Below are 13,068 nucleotides of genomic sequence, written 5' to 3' on the forward strand. Positions count from 1 at the left end.
GGGTCTTCACAGAAGCGAGGGAGTCAGAGTGAGCCTAAGTTCCCGCTGTTGCCCTTCTCTGGAATCGGGGTTAGCCAGCTTCCTCTTGTGTGCGGAGGAGGGCCAGTAGTACTTTTGCTCCAGGGGGGCTGACGGGGAAGGGGAAGAAGGGCCTGATTCTCGCAAGCTGGGGCGCACTGAGCCAGAACAAACCGTCCTTCCGTCCTCCTCCTGAAGCTCCTGTGGAACTCCCTCTCTGTTGCGGAGCTTGAGGGAAGATTCGGCGGAAGCGGTTAGTAGGTTGGCGTTTCCCTGCCGTTCCGATGATCTGTGAAACTGGTGCTGACTCCCTGGGGTGGGGTTCAGTATGCAATTCCCCAAGGTAATGCCTTGCAGGCGTTCCCCGAACTGCGCTCCAGCCCCGTTCCTCCCCCGTCATGCTTGACCCGATGGCCGATTCCCTTCCCCTACTTCTGCGCACCGCACGGGGCGAACCCGTTGAGCGCACGCCCGTCTGGATGATGCGTCAGGCGGGGCGCTACATGAAAGCCTATCGGGATCTGCGGGACCGTTACCCAACGTTTCGGGAGCGCTCGGAAAACCCCGATCTCTCCTACGAGATCTCCATGCAGCCCTTTGAGGCCTTTCACCCGGACGGGGTGATTCTGTTTTCCGATATCCTCACGCCCCTGCCGGGGATGGGCATCGAGTTCGACATTGTTGAGAGTCATGGTCCACTGATCCATGACCCCATCCGCAGTCAGGCCCAGATTGATGCCTTGCGCCCCCTGGAGCCGGCGGCGTCCATGGGCTTTGTGGGCTCCGTGCTGACGCGGCTCCGGGAGGCGGTGGGCACAGCCGCGGCGGTCCTGGGCTTTGTGGGGGCCCCGTGGACCCTGGCGGCCTATGCCGTAGAGGGCAAAAGCAGCAAAACCTATGGTGTTATCAAGGCCATGGCCTTCCGTGAGCCGGCCCTGCTGCACCAACTGCTGGCCCACCTGGCGGACGGGATCGCCGCCTATGTGCGCTATCAGATTGATTCAGGCGCCCAGGTGGTGCAGATTTTCGACTCCTGGGCCGGCCAACTGAGCCCTCAGGATTACGATGTTTTCGCGGCACCCTACCAGCAGCGACTCATCCGCCAGGTGAAGCGGACCCACCCGGATACGCCTCTGATTCTCTACATCTCGGGCAGCGCCGGGGTGTTGGAGCGGATGGGCGCCAGCGGCGTGGATATCGTCAGCCTGGACTGGACTGTGGACATGGCGGACGGCCTGGCCCGGCTGCCCGCACACCTGGGGGTGCAGGGCAACGTGGATCCCGGCCTTCTCTACGGCAGCCCTGACGTCATCTGTGCCCGGATTGAAGACACACTCCGCAAGGCCCGGGGCCGCCGCCACATTCTCAACCTGGGCCATGGCATCTTGCCAGGCACCCCGGAGGAGAATGCCCGCCTGTTCTTCGAGACCGGCAAGCGCCTGGGGGCCGCCCTGGCCCCCTGCTGACCGCCCCCGGACAACCTCCCGCTCCTGATGCCTTGCCTCGCCCCAGTCGAATTCTGATCACCGGCGCCAGCGGCTGCATTGGCCAGGCGGTGACGGCCTGGCTGCTGGAGCACAGCGATGCCCGGCTTCTGCTTTGGCTGCGGCAGCCCGAGAAGCTCACCGCCGTTGATCGGCGGCACCCCCGCCTGGAGTTGCTGGTGGGGGATCTGCGCCAGCCCCGGCCTTTCCGCCGGCAACTGGCCCAGGTGGACCGGGTCATCCATACCGCCACGGCCTGGGGGGACCCGGCCCGCGCCTGGGCGGTCAACGTGGAAGCCGTCAAGGAACTGCTTTCCTGTCTCGATCACCAGCGTCTTCAGCAGGTGCTCTACTTCTCCACCGCCAGCATTCTGGACCGTGATCTGGAGTTGCTGCCGGAGGCGGAGCAATGGGGAACGGAGTACATCCAGACCAAGGCTGTGTGCCTGCGCCAGTTGATGGCCCATTCCCTGCGGGACAGGATCGTGGCCGTTTTCCCCACGCTGGTTTTTTCCGGCAGGATCGACGGCGGTGGAGCGTGGCCCACCAGCTACCTCACCGCGGGCCTCAAACCGCTTCTGCACTGGCTCTGGCTGGCGCGTTTCCTGCGGCTGGACGCCAGCTACCACTTCATCCACGGGGCGGACGCGGCCAGCATCTGCGGCCATCTGCTGACAACGCCCCACCAGCCCGGACCGCGACGGTGGGGGGGCATGCACCGCTACGTGCTGGGCCAGCCCCCCCTCACCGTCAACCGCACCATGGCCCGGCTTTGCCGCTACCGCCACATGGCCCATCCTCCCGGCGTGGAGCTCCGCCACTGGCTCATGCAGGCGCTGGTGGTGGCGTTCCGCATCCAGTTGAGCCGGTGGGACCGCTTCACCCTGCAGCGGCGTCACTTCGTTCATCACCCCGTCACCCGACCGGAAAGTTTCGGCTTGTCATCGCGCTTCCCCGATCTGGAGACGGTGTTGTCCGGAGCAGGCGTCCCACGCAGGTAACACTCCTCACCCCCACGCCCCCATCGGGCAGGGTGAACCCATATACTTCCGTCAGTGACTGAGCCACATCATGTCTCGCCTTCTGGGCATCTGCCTTGCTGCCGTTCTGAGTCTTGCTGGTCTGCTGGGATGGGGATCCGCCGCCGCTGCCGCCTCCATTGAGGTGAAAATGGGAACCGACAGTGGCCTTCTGGCTTTTGAGCCCAGGACGGTGACCATCAGCGCTGGCGACACGGTCAAGTTCGTGAACAACAAGCTGGGCCCCCACAATGCCGTGGTGGAAGGTCATGGCGAACTGAGCCACACGGCTCTGGCTTTTAGCCCCGGAGAGAGTTGGGAGCAGGCCTTCAATGAACCTGGCACCTACAGCTACTACTGCGAGCCCCATCGGGGCGCAGGGATGGTGGGCACCATCACCGTTCAGTAATCCGGTCCCTCCGGTTGACCGCAGCGGTTGGTACGGTCTCCCGGCTGGTGTGGGTCGGGAGGTTTTTCTAGGTTGGCGGGTAGATGTTGATCTACCGAAACGCCATGCAGCCCAACCCTGAAACCTTTACCCTCAAAGCCTGGGAAGCCGTCACCTCCGCCCATGGTCTGGCGCGGGCCTGTAAATCCCAGACCCTGGAAAGCGAACATCTGCTGAAGGCCTTGCTGGAGCAGAAGGATCTGGCTGTGCGGATTCTGGAAGCAGGGGGTGTGGACGCGACTGCTCTGGGCCGGAGTCTGGAGCAGTTCCTGGCCAGACAGCCCAGGCTCAGCACCCCTCCGGAGACCGTTTCCCTGAGCTCCAGCCTGGATCGACTGCTGGATCGGGCGGAGAAGGAGCGGCAAGCCTGGAAGGATCACTTCATTGCCGTTGAGCATCTGGTGCTGGCCCTGTGTGAGGACCCCCGTTGTGGCAAACCCCTGCTGCAAGATCTTGGCGGGAAACGTCAAACCGTCAAAGAGGCCGTCAAAGAGGCCATTCAAGCCATCCGCGGCAACCAGCAGGTCACCAGCCAAACCCCGGAGGCCACCTATGAAGCCCTGGAGAACTATGGTTGCAACCTGACCGAAGCAGCCCGTCAGGGGAAGCTTGATCCGGTGATTGGTCGGGACGAAGAGATCCGCCGCACCATCCAGATTCTCTCACGCCGTACAAAGAACAATCCCGTATTGATCGGTGAACCTGGCGTCGGCAAGACCGCCATTGTCGAAGCGCTGGCCCAGCGGATTGTCAACGGGGACGTGCCGACGGCGCTGCAGAATCGGCGCCTCATTGCCCTGGACATGGGTGCGTTGATCGCTGGAGCCAAATACCGGGGCGAGTTTGAGGAACGGCTCAAGGCGGTGCTCAAGGAGGTGACAGCGGGGAAAGATCAGATTGTGTTGTTCATTGACGAGGTTCATACCGTGGTGGGGGCCGGGGCCTCCGGCGGGTCCATGGACGCCAGCAATTTGCTCAAGCCCATGCTGGCCCGCGGGGAACTGCGGTGCATTGGCGCCACCACCCTCGATGAACATCGCCGCTACATTGAAAAAGACGCCGCCCTTGAGCGGCGATTCCAGCAGGTTCTGGCGCCCCAGCCCACGGTGGAGGACACCGTTTCCATTCTGCGGGGCCTGAAGGAGCGCTACGAGGTTCACCATGGCGTGCGCATTGCTGACAATGCGCTTGTGGCCGCAGCAGTCCTGAGCAGTCGCTACATCAACGACCGCTTCTTGCCGGATAAGGCGATTGATCTGGTGGATGAGGCCGCCGCCCGTTTGAAAACGGAAATCACCTCCAAGCCGGAGGAGATTGACGAGATCGACCGCAAGATTCTGCAACTGGAGATGGAGAAACTGTCCCTTGCCAAGGAAAACGACCCGGCCAGCAAAGAGCGGCTGGCGCGCATCAACCATGATCTGGCCAGGCTCATGGAGCAGCAGCGCGCTTCCATGGCCCAATGGAACCAGGAGAAGGGGGCCCTGGATGACCTCCAGGCCTTGAAGGAACAAATTGAGCAGGTGCAGGTGAAGCTGGAGCAAGCCAAACGCAGCTATGACCTCAACAGGGCTGCGGAACTGGAATACGGCACGCTGGCCCAGTTGCAACGCCGCCTGCAGGAGGGAGAGCAGCGGCTCCAGAGCAACGAGAAAAGACTTCTCCGCCAAACCATCGGCGAAGAGGACGTGGCGGAGGTGGTGAGCAAGTGGACCGGCATCCCCGTGAAACGCCTTGCCCAATCCGAATTGCAAAAGCTGCTGGATCTGGAGCAGCAGCTTCAGGCGCGGGTGGTGGGTCAAGAGGAGGCGGTCGGCAGTGTGGCCGATGCCATCCAGCGCTCCCGCGCCGGTCTGGCGGACCCACGGCGCCCCATTGCGTCGTTTTTCTTCCTGGGACCCACCGGCGTGGGCAAGACGGAATTGTGTAAAGCCCTGGCGGAGCAACTCTTTGACGATGAGGGCGCCATGGTGCGTCTCGACATGTCGGAGTACATGGAGCGCCACGCCGTATCCCGGCTCATTGGCGCGCCCCCCGGCTACGTGGGCCATGAGGAGGGGGGACAACTCACCGAGGCCGTACGGCGCAAGCCCTATGCGGTGATCCTGCTGGACGAGGTGGAAAAAGCCCATTCCGAGGTGTTCAACGTGCTGCTCCAGGTGCTGGACGACGGCCGCATCACGGATAGCCAGGGCCGTACGGTGAACTTCACCAACAGCATTGTCATCCTCACCAGCAACATTGCCAGCCAGGCCATTCTGGATCTGGCCGGGGACCATAGCCGCCATGGCGAGATGGAAGCCCGGGTCAAGCAGGCCCTGCAAAACCACTTCCCGCCCGAGTTTCTGAACCGCATTGACGAGACCATCATCTTCCATGCCCTCCGGAAGCAGGAACTCCGGCGGATCGTGGAGATCCAGGTGAGCCATCTCCAGCAACGGCTGCAAGGGCGGGGCCTCCACCTGACGCTCACGCCGGAAGCCTATGACTGGCTGGCAACAGTGGGCCACGACCCCGTCTACGGGGCCAGACCGTTACGGCGGGCCATTCAAAAACATCTGGAGACCCCCATGGCCAAAGCCATTCTGAAGGGTGATTTTTCCGAGGGGGACACCATTGTGGTTCAGCCGGAGGAGGGCTTTGGCGGCAACCGGTTGCATCTGGGCAAAGCGGTCCGCCACCGGGAAGCGGCGGTGACGGCCACCTGAACGGTACTCTCCATCCGGCCAACAGGGGAGCCTGGATGGCTCAGCCTTGCAAGGTCCACCAACCCAGGGCAGGGCCGATAAAGCGGACCACGAGCCAGAGCGCCACCAGCAGGCCAATGCCCCCCCAGGCCCCCCGACTCGTCCAGGTCATGAAGCTCCGGGCTTGTTGACGGGTCAGGGGCAGCCAGCTCACCACACGGGGGGAAGAGTCTCGTGGTTGTCCCGACCCCTGCCGCGGCGGCAGACCCAGATCACGGCGACGTTTTGCTTCTCCCATGGATTGAACTCCGCTCCCCCCATCCTAGGCTCAGATTTCCATAATGACCGCCACAGGGGTTACGGAGGCCAGCCAGCACAGTATGACCGTGCCCGCCTACCACGAGTTGCCCACATTGGAACCCTGAACGCCATCGTGAACGGGGTGGCGGCTGAACTGACCCGTTTCTTCAACCGAGCCAGGGCGCCGGGAGCATGATGACTTATCTTCCAACTCAATCACTCTTGAATCGTGCAACTCTTAATATGACAATTCATAGAACCAATCACACTGGAGACGATGGTTCAGGCTTACGAAGCCTGCGGGCTGCCGTCTTCAACGGCGGCCAGGAGCGCCTTGAGGTGGCGCCGCCATTCCCCCGGAGCAAAACAATGGCGATCCCCATGGCCAGGCAGGAGCCAGCCCACGTTCAGGTGTTGCAGTTTGGCGAGGGAGCGCACCTGCTCCGGCCAGCTCCACCAGCAATATCGCTGAAGATCACGCCCCAGGCGTTGGTCCCTTGGGTCCCACCAGAGGTGATCTCCACTGAACAGCACCTGCGGCGCATCCTGGCCGCCTGTCCCCAGCACCGCCACCATAGAGCCTGCCGTGTGGCCGGGGGTGGGGATCAGTTGCAAGTCCTTCTGCAGCCACACCGGGTCATGGCCTCCCGGACAATGCTCGGCGCCCGGCGCGGCATCCCGATCAGCGTGGTGAATCCAGCGGGGGCAGTCAAACACCTGGGCCCAACGCTTGTGATCCGCCACGTCGTCCCGATGGCTCAGCACCATGGCGGCCAGCCCGCCCCGGGCCGTGATGGCCTGGCTGAGGGGGTGATTGTAGCGGGGGGAATCAATCAGCACGTTCCCCTGGGGACGCACCACCAGGTAGCTGCTGGCCCCATAACTGCGCCGTGAACTCCAGCCGCAGTAGTACACGTCCCCGCGGGATGGCGGGTGATCAGCGCGGGAAATCCCGGGCTGGGGGTCTGGCGCATCAGGTTTGGCGGGGCGCCGATGGCCGCCACCGGACAGGCCTGCGCCGCCATGAGGGCCCGCTCCGTCTCCTCCCCGGGTTGGGGCTGGAGCCGGACCCGGGCCTGGTGGCCATGGTCCTCGAAGTGCTGGGGATCCCACTGCCAGCAGGCGCCGCAGTCAATGCAACTGCTGTCCACGTAGAACGGTCCGCTCGCGTTTTCAGGGCGGCGCTTTCGGGGAGAGGCCATGGGGGGACAGGGAACTGGTACGATTCAACTCATACTCACACCGACTTCGGATTGGAAGGTGGCCGATTTTCTGTGCGGCCATGGGCGCTGCCGCACGTGAGAGGGCATCCCATGGGGACGATTGAATCAGGCGCTCATGGACCACCTGAGGGAAGGAATGCCCGCCCTGAGGGTGGGGAGGACGTCAAGGCTCATGGGGTAGGGGCCGTCCAGTGCCGCAAAAGACTCCTTAAACTTTGGTCAAGGGAGATCCATCAAGCTCCCCTCCCTTGATCGTTCACCATGTTCGGGCGCTTTGGCGGCAACAAAACGGCTCTGGTTTCCGCCAGCGCTGCTCTTCCCGGTCGCGACACACCCATTCCCACGGCCCGGCGCCATCATGTTCTGGGTACGCCCCTGTTGGGGACCGTCCCCCCTGGTTTCGCGGATTGCAGTTTTGGCTGCGGTTGTTTCTGGGGTGCGGAAAAGGCCTTCTGGCGCTTGCCCGGAGTCCACCTCACCAGTGTGGGCTACCAGGGGGGCATCACCCCCAACCCCACCTATGAGGAGGTGTGCAGCGGCGCCACGGGTCACACCGAAGTGGTGCGGGTGGTGTGGGACCCCACGGTGACGGGTTTTGCCGATGTGTTGAAGCTGTTCTGGGAATGCCACAACCCCACCCAGGGCATGGGCCAGGGCAATGATCGGGGCACCCAGTACCGCTCCGGCATCTACACCGTCTCCGAGGAGCAGGCGCCCACGGCCGAGGCCAGCCGCACCGCCTATCAGCAGCTTCTCACCGCCGCAGGCCATGGAAGGATCACCACGGAAATCACGTCCGGGCAGCCGTTTTTCCCGGCGGAGGCTTACCACCAGCAATACCTGGCCAAGCCCGGCAGCCGTCCCTACTGCTCCGCCATGCCCACCGGCCAACTGCTGGGGGCTTTCCCCGGCGCCGATTACAAGCTCCCTCCACAGGTGTGGCGTCATTACGACTGGTCCATCTCCCACTGTGTCCTGCGGGGAGACAACACGCCTATTGCGCTGCCCTCCATGAACGCATGACCTCCCTGAAACCCGCCGCCCCATGGGCCATGGCCCCAGTCACCTTCTACACCAATTCCATGTCCCGTGGGCGGATTGTCCGCTGGATGCTGGAGGAAACGGGGATCGACTACACAACCGAGATCGTTGCCTACGGCACGGAGATGCAGAGCGCCAGCTACCGCGCCGTTAATCCCATGGGGAAAGTCCCGGCAGTCCGCCATGGGGAGATCATCCGTTGTAGGTAGGGAAGCCGTAGGCCAGGTGTGCGTCAAACCGCTGCCCGTTGCTGGCTGCCCCATCCCGCTCCGCCATGGTGGCGGGTTCAGCAGGGCGTCCATGCCGCCGTCGGCGCTGGCGCCCAGGGCATGGCTCAGCGAGAGGGACGGCCCGCGATTGGATGGGTTGGGCTGCCAGGCGAAGGAGACCGCCACGCCCTGCTTCCGGAACTCCTCATCGATATGGGTGAGCAGGGTGCGGCCCCGCAACTCCCCCCTGATGCCGCGCTCCGGGTCGTCCCAGATAATGCTGGCGCCCAGGTCGGCCCCGAAGCCGGTTTCCGCATCACCGCTATCCTGCCGGATGCCCATCTCCAGTGCAGGTCGGAGGAAAGCGCCAGTGGCCAAGGGGAAGGGCCGTGTGGCTGTCAGCCCCAGGCGGCGCCGGGAGATGCTGTCGTCGGAGGATTGAAGGCCCTCCACCTCCTCGGTGGTGGTGACGCTGATGCTCGCAGCGCCGCCATCGACGAGTAGCCCATCCAGGCCCACAGCGCCCATGGCCAAGGCGGCGCCGGGCCTGTACTCCATGGCAGTGTCATCCGGTGCGAGGGTGAGCGCACCCCAGCCAGCCGGCCACGGCCCAGAGCCGAGGCGGGGGGTGAGGCCGTAGCGACCACAGGGGAACACCCCGGTCATGGTGCTGCTGACGGCTCCGGCAACATTGTCGTCTCCCTCATAGGCGCCGCTGCCCCAGGAGTGGAAGAGGGCAGCGCCAGCACGCCAGCGCCCAGTGCGCCAATCCGCCCCCACCAGGGCAGTGCTCACGTCCCTATCCAGGGAAACATTGTCTTGCTCCCCACGGAAGGAGGAGAATGCGTCCCGCCCCCAGAGGGCAAGCCAGGGGAGCGCCCCCTTCCTCTTCCCCTTGCGCTGCTGCCTGAGGGGAGAAGCTGAAGGCGGAGGCCGCCGCCACTTGCTGGGGGGTGACGGTGTCAAAACCCAGCGCCTTGGACACACCGGCTGGTTCTCCTAATCATCGTCACCATGACCTCGTCTGATAGGCCCTGATAGTCGGCGCTGGTGGCGGAGTGGCGCAGGGGCATGGATTTAGTGCTGGTGAAAGTCCGGTGACGATTCCTGTTGTCCTCCGCGGCTGCCACCGTCACCGTCTGGGGATCGTTCCAGGTGGTGGGGGAGAAGCTGAGGATGGTCTGATCGGCAGGTGTGGTGGTATCAGTATCCACCACCGTCAGCCCGTGTTGCCCGAGGCGATGCTCACCGTCACGGTCCCTGTGGGTTCCGTCGCCAGCTTCATAGATGCCGGTGGCCCCCTCGGTCACGGTCACCGAAGCGGGGGAGAACACCAGGCCAATACAATTCGGCAGATTAACATCGATATTTGTCAAACTTTCCGGAATGAACGGCAAACAGGTTAAATTATTTCCTGGCAGGAAGAGTATGTCTAGATTAGAGATTCCATCGAAGATATCCTCCGGCAGGTTCCTTAAGGCGCCTCTGAACAAGTGATGGGGTGTGTCAGGATGGAGTGAGAGACTGGGATCTGGAAGGAGGCCCGCTGGCATGGAGAGGATTGAGAGGAGCGTTAACGACGTTGTCCAGTGTAATCCCAGCTTATGGGCTGGGCTGAACTCTACTCTCTGACCGGAATTCCGGCCACTGCCAAGCTCCTTTGCCCTGATTGGTCTCCCGTCACTCCTGGGACCGGTTCCCGGCTTCAAGCGGCCGTACACTGCCCGGCGCGATGCTGTAGCCTTGAGGTTGGCGCCAATGGTGGAGGACGTGCTCGAACGACTGGAGCAGATCTCCGCCATCGTTGTGGCCGTGGGTCTGGCCCTGGTGAGTTACTGGTTGTTTTTTAGCTGGGCAGGCGGCGGAGACGCGCAAGACCGCCCCCGCCCCGACACTCGGGCAGCCCGCTGCCTGCCTGATCTCCAGGCATCAAAGACCCCCACGGGCCTTGTCCAGCCAGCGGCGGCTACCGGGATCCTCCAGTTCGGCCACGAAGCGGCGCACCTCCTCTGGCGAGACAGAGAGTCCCCGCTCGGCGGCCAGGACCACCAGGCGTTTCACGGTGCCGCCGGGGTCGTTCAGCGCCTGACGGTAGAGGGAGGCGGTGAGTTGCCGATCCTGGCTGATGGCGTCATACAACTGGCGGCTGGGATCCATGGGGTTGACGGCCAAATGATGGAGAGCCTAGGCTAAATCCTGCTTCGACACGCGCCCCAATGGATCAACCCAACCCCTCCGTATCCGGGGTTGCAAGGGTGGTCCAGCCAAACCGGCAGCGGTTGCAGGTGGAAGGGTTGTGGCGCCGGTTTGGAGGCAACGGGGCCCCATGGATTCTGCAGGAGATCGACTTGCAACTCCGGGAGCGGGAACTGGTGGGCCTCCTTGGCCCGTCCGGCTGCGGTAAAACCAGCCTGCTACGCCTCATTATCGGATTTGACCGTCCCTCCCGGGGACGGGTGCTGCTGGATGGACAGGAGGTGTCCAGCCCCACGTTGCTGCGGCCGCCGGAGCGGCGCAACATCGGCATGGTGTTTCAAGACGATGCCCTGTTTCCCCATCTCTCCGTCTGGGACAACGCCTGCTTTGGCATGAGGCCGGGCCAGGATCGCAGCCGGGCAAGCTGGCTCCTGGAGTTGGTGGGCCTGGCGGGGCTTGAGAAACGCTACCCCCATCAGTTGTCCGGCGGCCAGCGGCAGCGCCTGGCCCTGGCCCGCGCCCTGGCGCCTGCCCCCTCTCTGGTGCTGCTGGATGAACCCTTCAGCAACCTGGACGTGCAAGTGCGGCTGCATCTGCGCAGTGAACTCCCCGGTGTGCTGGCCCGGTGTGGCGCCGCCGGTTTGATGGTGACCCATGATCCCGAGGAGGCGTTGGCCATCTGTGATCGCGTCGCCGTGCTCAACGGGGGGCGCCTGGAGCAGTGTGCCGAGCCGCGGCAACTGGTGGAGACCCCCACCACGGGATTTGTGGCCAGCTTCGTGCTGCAAGCCAACCTGTTGCCGGCCCAACTGATGGACGAGCAGACCGTGTGTACGCCTCTGGGAAGGCTGCGCTGTCCGTCGAGCGTCACGGCTGTTGCTTCAAACGGGCCGTTCCAGGTGTTGGCGGGACCGGAGCAGTTGACGCTCAAGGCCGATGCCCATGGTGCGGGCAGTGTGAGTGGCCGGGAGTTCCTGGGTCAGGTGTGGCTGTACCGCATTCAACTGGGCAACCTGACCCTCAAGCTTCGTCAACCCCTGGCCAATGCATTGAAGCTCCACCAGCGTTGCCTGGTGGGGATTGATCCAACGGCGGAGCTTTTGCTGTACCCCCAGCGGCTTCCCTTGGTCCTGGCTGAGGCTGCCGGGTGAGACCGGGGGCAACGTGGTCCCCCTATGGCGGGGTTCCCGGATCGAGCCGAGGAAGGGCCGGCATCGAATTGGGACGCGGCTCCAGGACGGGGGGTGGTGGAAGCTGGTGCTGGGAAGCAATATCCCGTCCTTCCGGTTGTTCGGGAACAGGATCTTCCTGGCGGGAAGACTGTTGTGGGGCGTGTAGTACGGGGAACTCCGGCAGTCCCTGACGGGGCGGGGCGGGGGGATTCGGCTGAAGCGTGGGCAAAGGAGGCAGCCGGGGTTGCACCCATCCCTGCGCCGGATCCAGGGCGGGCAGGGATGGGTGCAGGGGGAACGTCTGCTCCCAGAAATCCTCACCGGCATCCTGAGGGACCAGAATGGGCTGGGTCATATCGTCGGGCATCCAGGCTGATTCCCAGGGCTGGGGCGTGGGGCTTGGCCCGTCCTCGGGCAAGGCTGCGGTTGGCGTCCTCGGCGGAAACTGCCGCTGGGTGAGCGGCGGATCCGCGGTGATGGGGGGTTCCGGCAGGGATCTGCCCCCCAGCGCCACCCCCATGAGGCGGTTGAGCCCGGAAAGGGAACGGTCCCCGGCCCAGAGCAGCCCTTCCCTGGCGCAACTCAGCGGTCCACTGCAACCGGGATCCGCCGGGGCTTGCGGCAGGGGGATGATGGGGTCGGGCTCCAGTTCGGCGAGTTGCCGTCGCCGGCTGATGCGAATCATGTAGGGCACATGCACATAGCTGACGGACCCCCCGCTGATCCAGTTGGCATCCTCTTCGCTGAAGCTTTTGACGCCCGGAACAATGAAGCGGCTCTTGGATGCGTGGTCCGGAAGGTAGGCGGCCACCAGACCCCGCTTACGGCTCAGCTCCCGGGTTTCTTCCAGGGTGAGGCCGTCCTTGCTCATGAGCACTTCCAGGCGCCGGTCCGGCCGCAGCCCGATCACCACCCGGACCCGGGGCAGGTAATAGCGAATTTTCTGCCCCATCCCCTTGCTGTAGGCGCCCCGGTAGCCCGGCTGTTCGGCTGTAGATCGTTGTAGAGCACGTGGAGGCCGCCTATGAACGTCTCGTAGGCGCGGGCCCGCTCCGCCGTCAGTTCCCCATAGCCGAAGGTTGCCACGCCGGCATGGTCAATCCCGATGAAGGCCCTCTGGCCAGCGGCGGCCCGGTTCAGACCCCGCCAGATCTCGGGGCCGAATTTCAGATCCCCCAGGGGAACCGTGTAGCCCTGATCTTTGGCTCGCTGGGGGCTGCTGGGTTGCACCGTCTGGTCAATAATCTGCTCAAGCCTGGGATCAGGGCGAT

14 protein-coding genes and 1 pseudogene are annotated in these 13,068 nt (G+C 64.0%); 8 read left to right on the forward strand and 7 right to left on the reverse strand.

Annotated elements, in window-relative coordinates:
• The first annotated feature begins 428 nt into the window (after nucleotides 1-428).
• The 4 genes from hemE to clpB all read left to right on the forward strand — a co-directional run bounded on the left by hemE (nucleotide 429) and on the right by clpB (nucleotide 5,677).
• Nucleotides 429-1,484, forward strand: coding sequence for a uroporphyrinogen decarboxylase (gene hemE / locus BG35_RS0102125; protein ID WP_025781493.1), 1,056 nt, complete (start codon nucleotides 429-431; stop codon nucleotides 1,482-1,484).
• 32 nt (nucleotides 1,485-1,516) lie between these two features.
• Complete coding sequence (locus BG35_RS09880) at nucleotides 1,517-2,503, forward strand: NAD-dependent epimerase/dehydratase family protein (protein ID WP_034416581.1); 987 nt, start codon at nucleotides 1,517-1,519, stop codon at nucleotides 2,501-2,503.
• 70 nt (nucleotides 2,504-2,573) lie between these two features.
• The gene (gene petE, locus BG35_RS0102135) at nucleotides 2,574-2,930 is read left to right on the forward strand and encodes a plastocyanin (protein ID WP_025781494.1); all 357 of its coding nucleotides are present in this window, start codon (nucleotides 2,574-2,576) and stop codon (nucleotides 2,928-2,930) included.
• 104 nt (nucleotides 2,931-3,034) lie between these two features.
• The gene (gene clpB / locus BG35_RS0102140) at nucleotides 3,035-5,677 is read left to right on the forward strand and encodes an ATP-dependent chaperone ClpB (RefSeq protein ID WP_025781495.1); all 2,643 of its coding nucleotides are present in this window, start codon (nucleotides 3,035-3,037) and stop codon (nucleotides 5,675-5,677) included.
• A gap of 40 nt (nucleotides 5,678-5,717) precedes the next feature.
• Here the strand turns inward: clpB and BG35_RS0102145 are convergent, their stop codons facing one another.
• The 3 genes from BG35_RS0102145 to BG35_RS13870 all read right to left on the reverse strand — a co-directional run bounded on the left by BG35_RS0102145 (nucleotide 5,718) and on the right by BG35_RS13870 (nucleotide 7,158).
• The gene (locus tag BG35_RS0102145) at nucleotides 5,718-5,954 is read right to left on the reverse strand and encodes a DUF2839 domain-containing protein (RefSeq protein ID WP_025781496.1); all 237 of its coding nucleotides are present in this window, start codon (nucleotides 5,952-5,954) and stop codon (nucleotides 5,718-5,720) included.
• Between the two features lie 290 nt (nucleotides 5,955-6,244).
• On the reverse strand, nucleotides 6,245-6,871 hold the full coding sequence (locus BG35_RS09885) for an MBL fold metallo-hydrolase (RefSeq protein WP_308417006.1): 627 nt from the start codon (nucleotides 6,869-6,871) through the stop codon (nucleotides 6,245-6,247).
• Nucleotides 6,790-7,158 carry a ferredoxin gene (locus BG35_RS13870; protein WP_308417007.1) on the reverse strand — a complete coding sequence of 123 codons (369 nt, stop codon included), beginning with the start codon at nucleotides 7,156-7,158 and terminating at the stop codon, nucleotides 6,790-6,792. Before BG35_RS13870 ends, BG35_RS09885 begins: the two co-directional genes overlap by 82 nt.
• A gap of 282 nt (nucleotides 7,159-7,440) precedes the next feature.
• Here BG35_RS13870 and msrA point away from each other — a divergent pair, with 282 nt between their 5' ends.
• The 3 genes from msrA (at nucleotide 7,441) to BG35_RS14050 (ending at nucleotide 8,933) form a co-directional block, all read left to right on the forward strand.
• Entirely contained in the window at nucleotides 7,441-8,202 is a 762-nt protein-coding gene (gene msrA / locus BG35_RS0102160) for a peptide-methionine (S)-S-oxide reductase MsrA (protein WP_025781497.1), read from the forward strand.
• 86 nt (nucleotides 8,203-8,288) lie between these two features.
• Nucleotides 8,289-8,429 carry a thioredoxin domain-containing protein gene (locus tag BG35_RS14045; RefSeq protein WP_373276956.1) on the forward strand — a complete coding sequence of 47 codons (141 nt, stop codon included), beginning with the start codon at nucleotides 8,289-8,291 and terminating at the stop codon, nucleotides 8,427-8,429.
• An 18-nt stretch (nucleotides 8,430-8,447) separates the two neighbouring features.
• Nucleotides 8,448-8,933, forward strand: coding sequence for a hypothetical protein (locus tag BG35_RS14050; protein ID WP_152535125.1), 486 nt, complete (start codon nucleotides 8,448-8,450; stop codon nucleotides 8,931-8,933).
• 458 nt (nucleotides 8,934-9,391) lie between these two features.
• Here the strand turns inward: BG35_RS14050 and BG35_RS0102170 are convergent, their stop codons facing one another.
• Together BG35_RS0102170 and BG35_RS0102175 are read right to left on the reverse strand one after the other, a co-directional pair.
• Entirely contained in the window at nucleotides 9,392-9,739 is a 348-nt protein-coding gene (locus BG35_RS0102170; protein WP_161632501.1) for a hypothetical protein, read from the reverse strand.
• A 619-nt stretch (nucleotides 9,740-10,358) separates the two neighbouring features.
• Nucleotides 10,359-10,586, reverse strand: coding sequence for a DUF8665 family protein (locus BG35_RS0102175; RefSeq protein WP_025781500.1), 228 nt, complete (start codon nucleotides 10,584-10,586; stop codon nucleotides 10,359-10,361).
• Nucleotides 10,587-10,684: 98 nt separating this feature from the next.
• Between BG35_RS0102175 and BG35_RS0102180 the strand changes: the two genes are divergently transcribed.
• Entirely contained in the window at nucleotides 10,685-11,776 is a 1,092-nt protein-coding gene (locus tag BG35_RS0102180) for an ABC transporter ATP-binding protein (RefSeq protein ID WP_034416586.1), read from the forward strand.
• Nucleotides 11,777-11,798: 22 nt separating this feature from the next.
• On the opposite strand, the gene BG35_RS13875 is transcribed toward BG35_RS0102180, so the two are convergent.
• Both BG35_RS13875 and BG35_RS13880 read right to left on the reverse strand, forming a co-directional pair.
• A complete protein-coding gene (locus tag BG35_RS13875; RefSeq protein WP_152535127.1) occupies nucleotides 11,799-12,749 on the reverse strand; it encodes a hypothetical protein in 951 nt (316 codons plus the stop codon).
• Nucleotides 12,704-13,068: pseudogene (locus BG35_RS13880) on the reverse strand (hypothetical protein); the annotation flags it as partial. The pseudogene BG35_RS13880 and the gene BG35_RS13875, both read right to left, overlap by 46 nt.

The organism is Candidatus Synechococcus spongiarum SH4 (genome assembly GCF_000586015.1).
Taxonomy (GTDB): domain Bacteria; phylum Cyanobacteriota; class Cyanobacteriia; order PCC-6307; family Cyanobiaceae; genus Synechococcus_B; species Synechococcus_B spongiarum_F.

Excerpts from the sequence above, each read along its gene's own strand:
- BG35_RS14045 (WP_373276956.1), top strand. The coding sequence starts at position 8,289 with ATGCTGGAGGAAACGGGGATCGACTACACAACCGAGATCGTTGCCTAC.
- BG35_RS13875 (WP_152535127.1), bottom strand. The coding sequence starts at position 12,749 with ATGGGGCAGAAAATTCGCTATTACCTGCCCCGGGTCCGGGTGGTGATC.
- BG35_RS0102145 (WP_025781496.1), bottom strand. The coding sequence starts at position 5,954 with ATGGGAGAAGCAAAACGTCGCCGTGATCTGGGTCTGCCGCCGCGGCAG.
- BG35_RS0102175 (WP_025781500.1), bottom strand. The coding sequence starts at position 10,586 with ATGGATCCCAGCCGCCAGTTGTATGACGCCATCAGCCAGGATCGGCAA.
- msrA (WP_025781497.1), top strand. The coding sequence starts at position 7,441 with ATGTTCGGGCGCTTTGGCGGCAACAAAACGGCTCTGGTTTCCGCCAGC.
- petE (WP_025781494.1), top strand. The coding sequence starts at position 2,574 with ATGTCTCGCCTTCTGGGCATCTGCCTTGCTGCCGTTCTGAGTCTTGCT.
- clpB (WP_025781495.1), top strand. The coding sequence starts at position 3,035 with ATGCAGCCCAACCCTGAAACCTTTACCCTCAAAGCCTGGGAAGCCGTC.
- hemE (WP_025781493.1), top strand. The coding sequence starts at position 429 with ATGGCCGATTCCCTTCCCCTACTTCTGCGCACCGCACGGGGCGAACCC.
- BG35_RS13870 (WP_308417007.1), bottom strand. The coding sequence starts at position 7,158 with ATGGCCTCTCCCCGAAAGCGCCGCCCTGAAAACGCGAGCGGACCGTTC.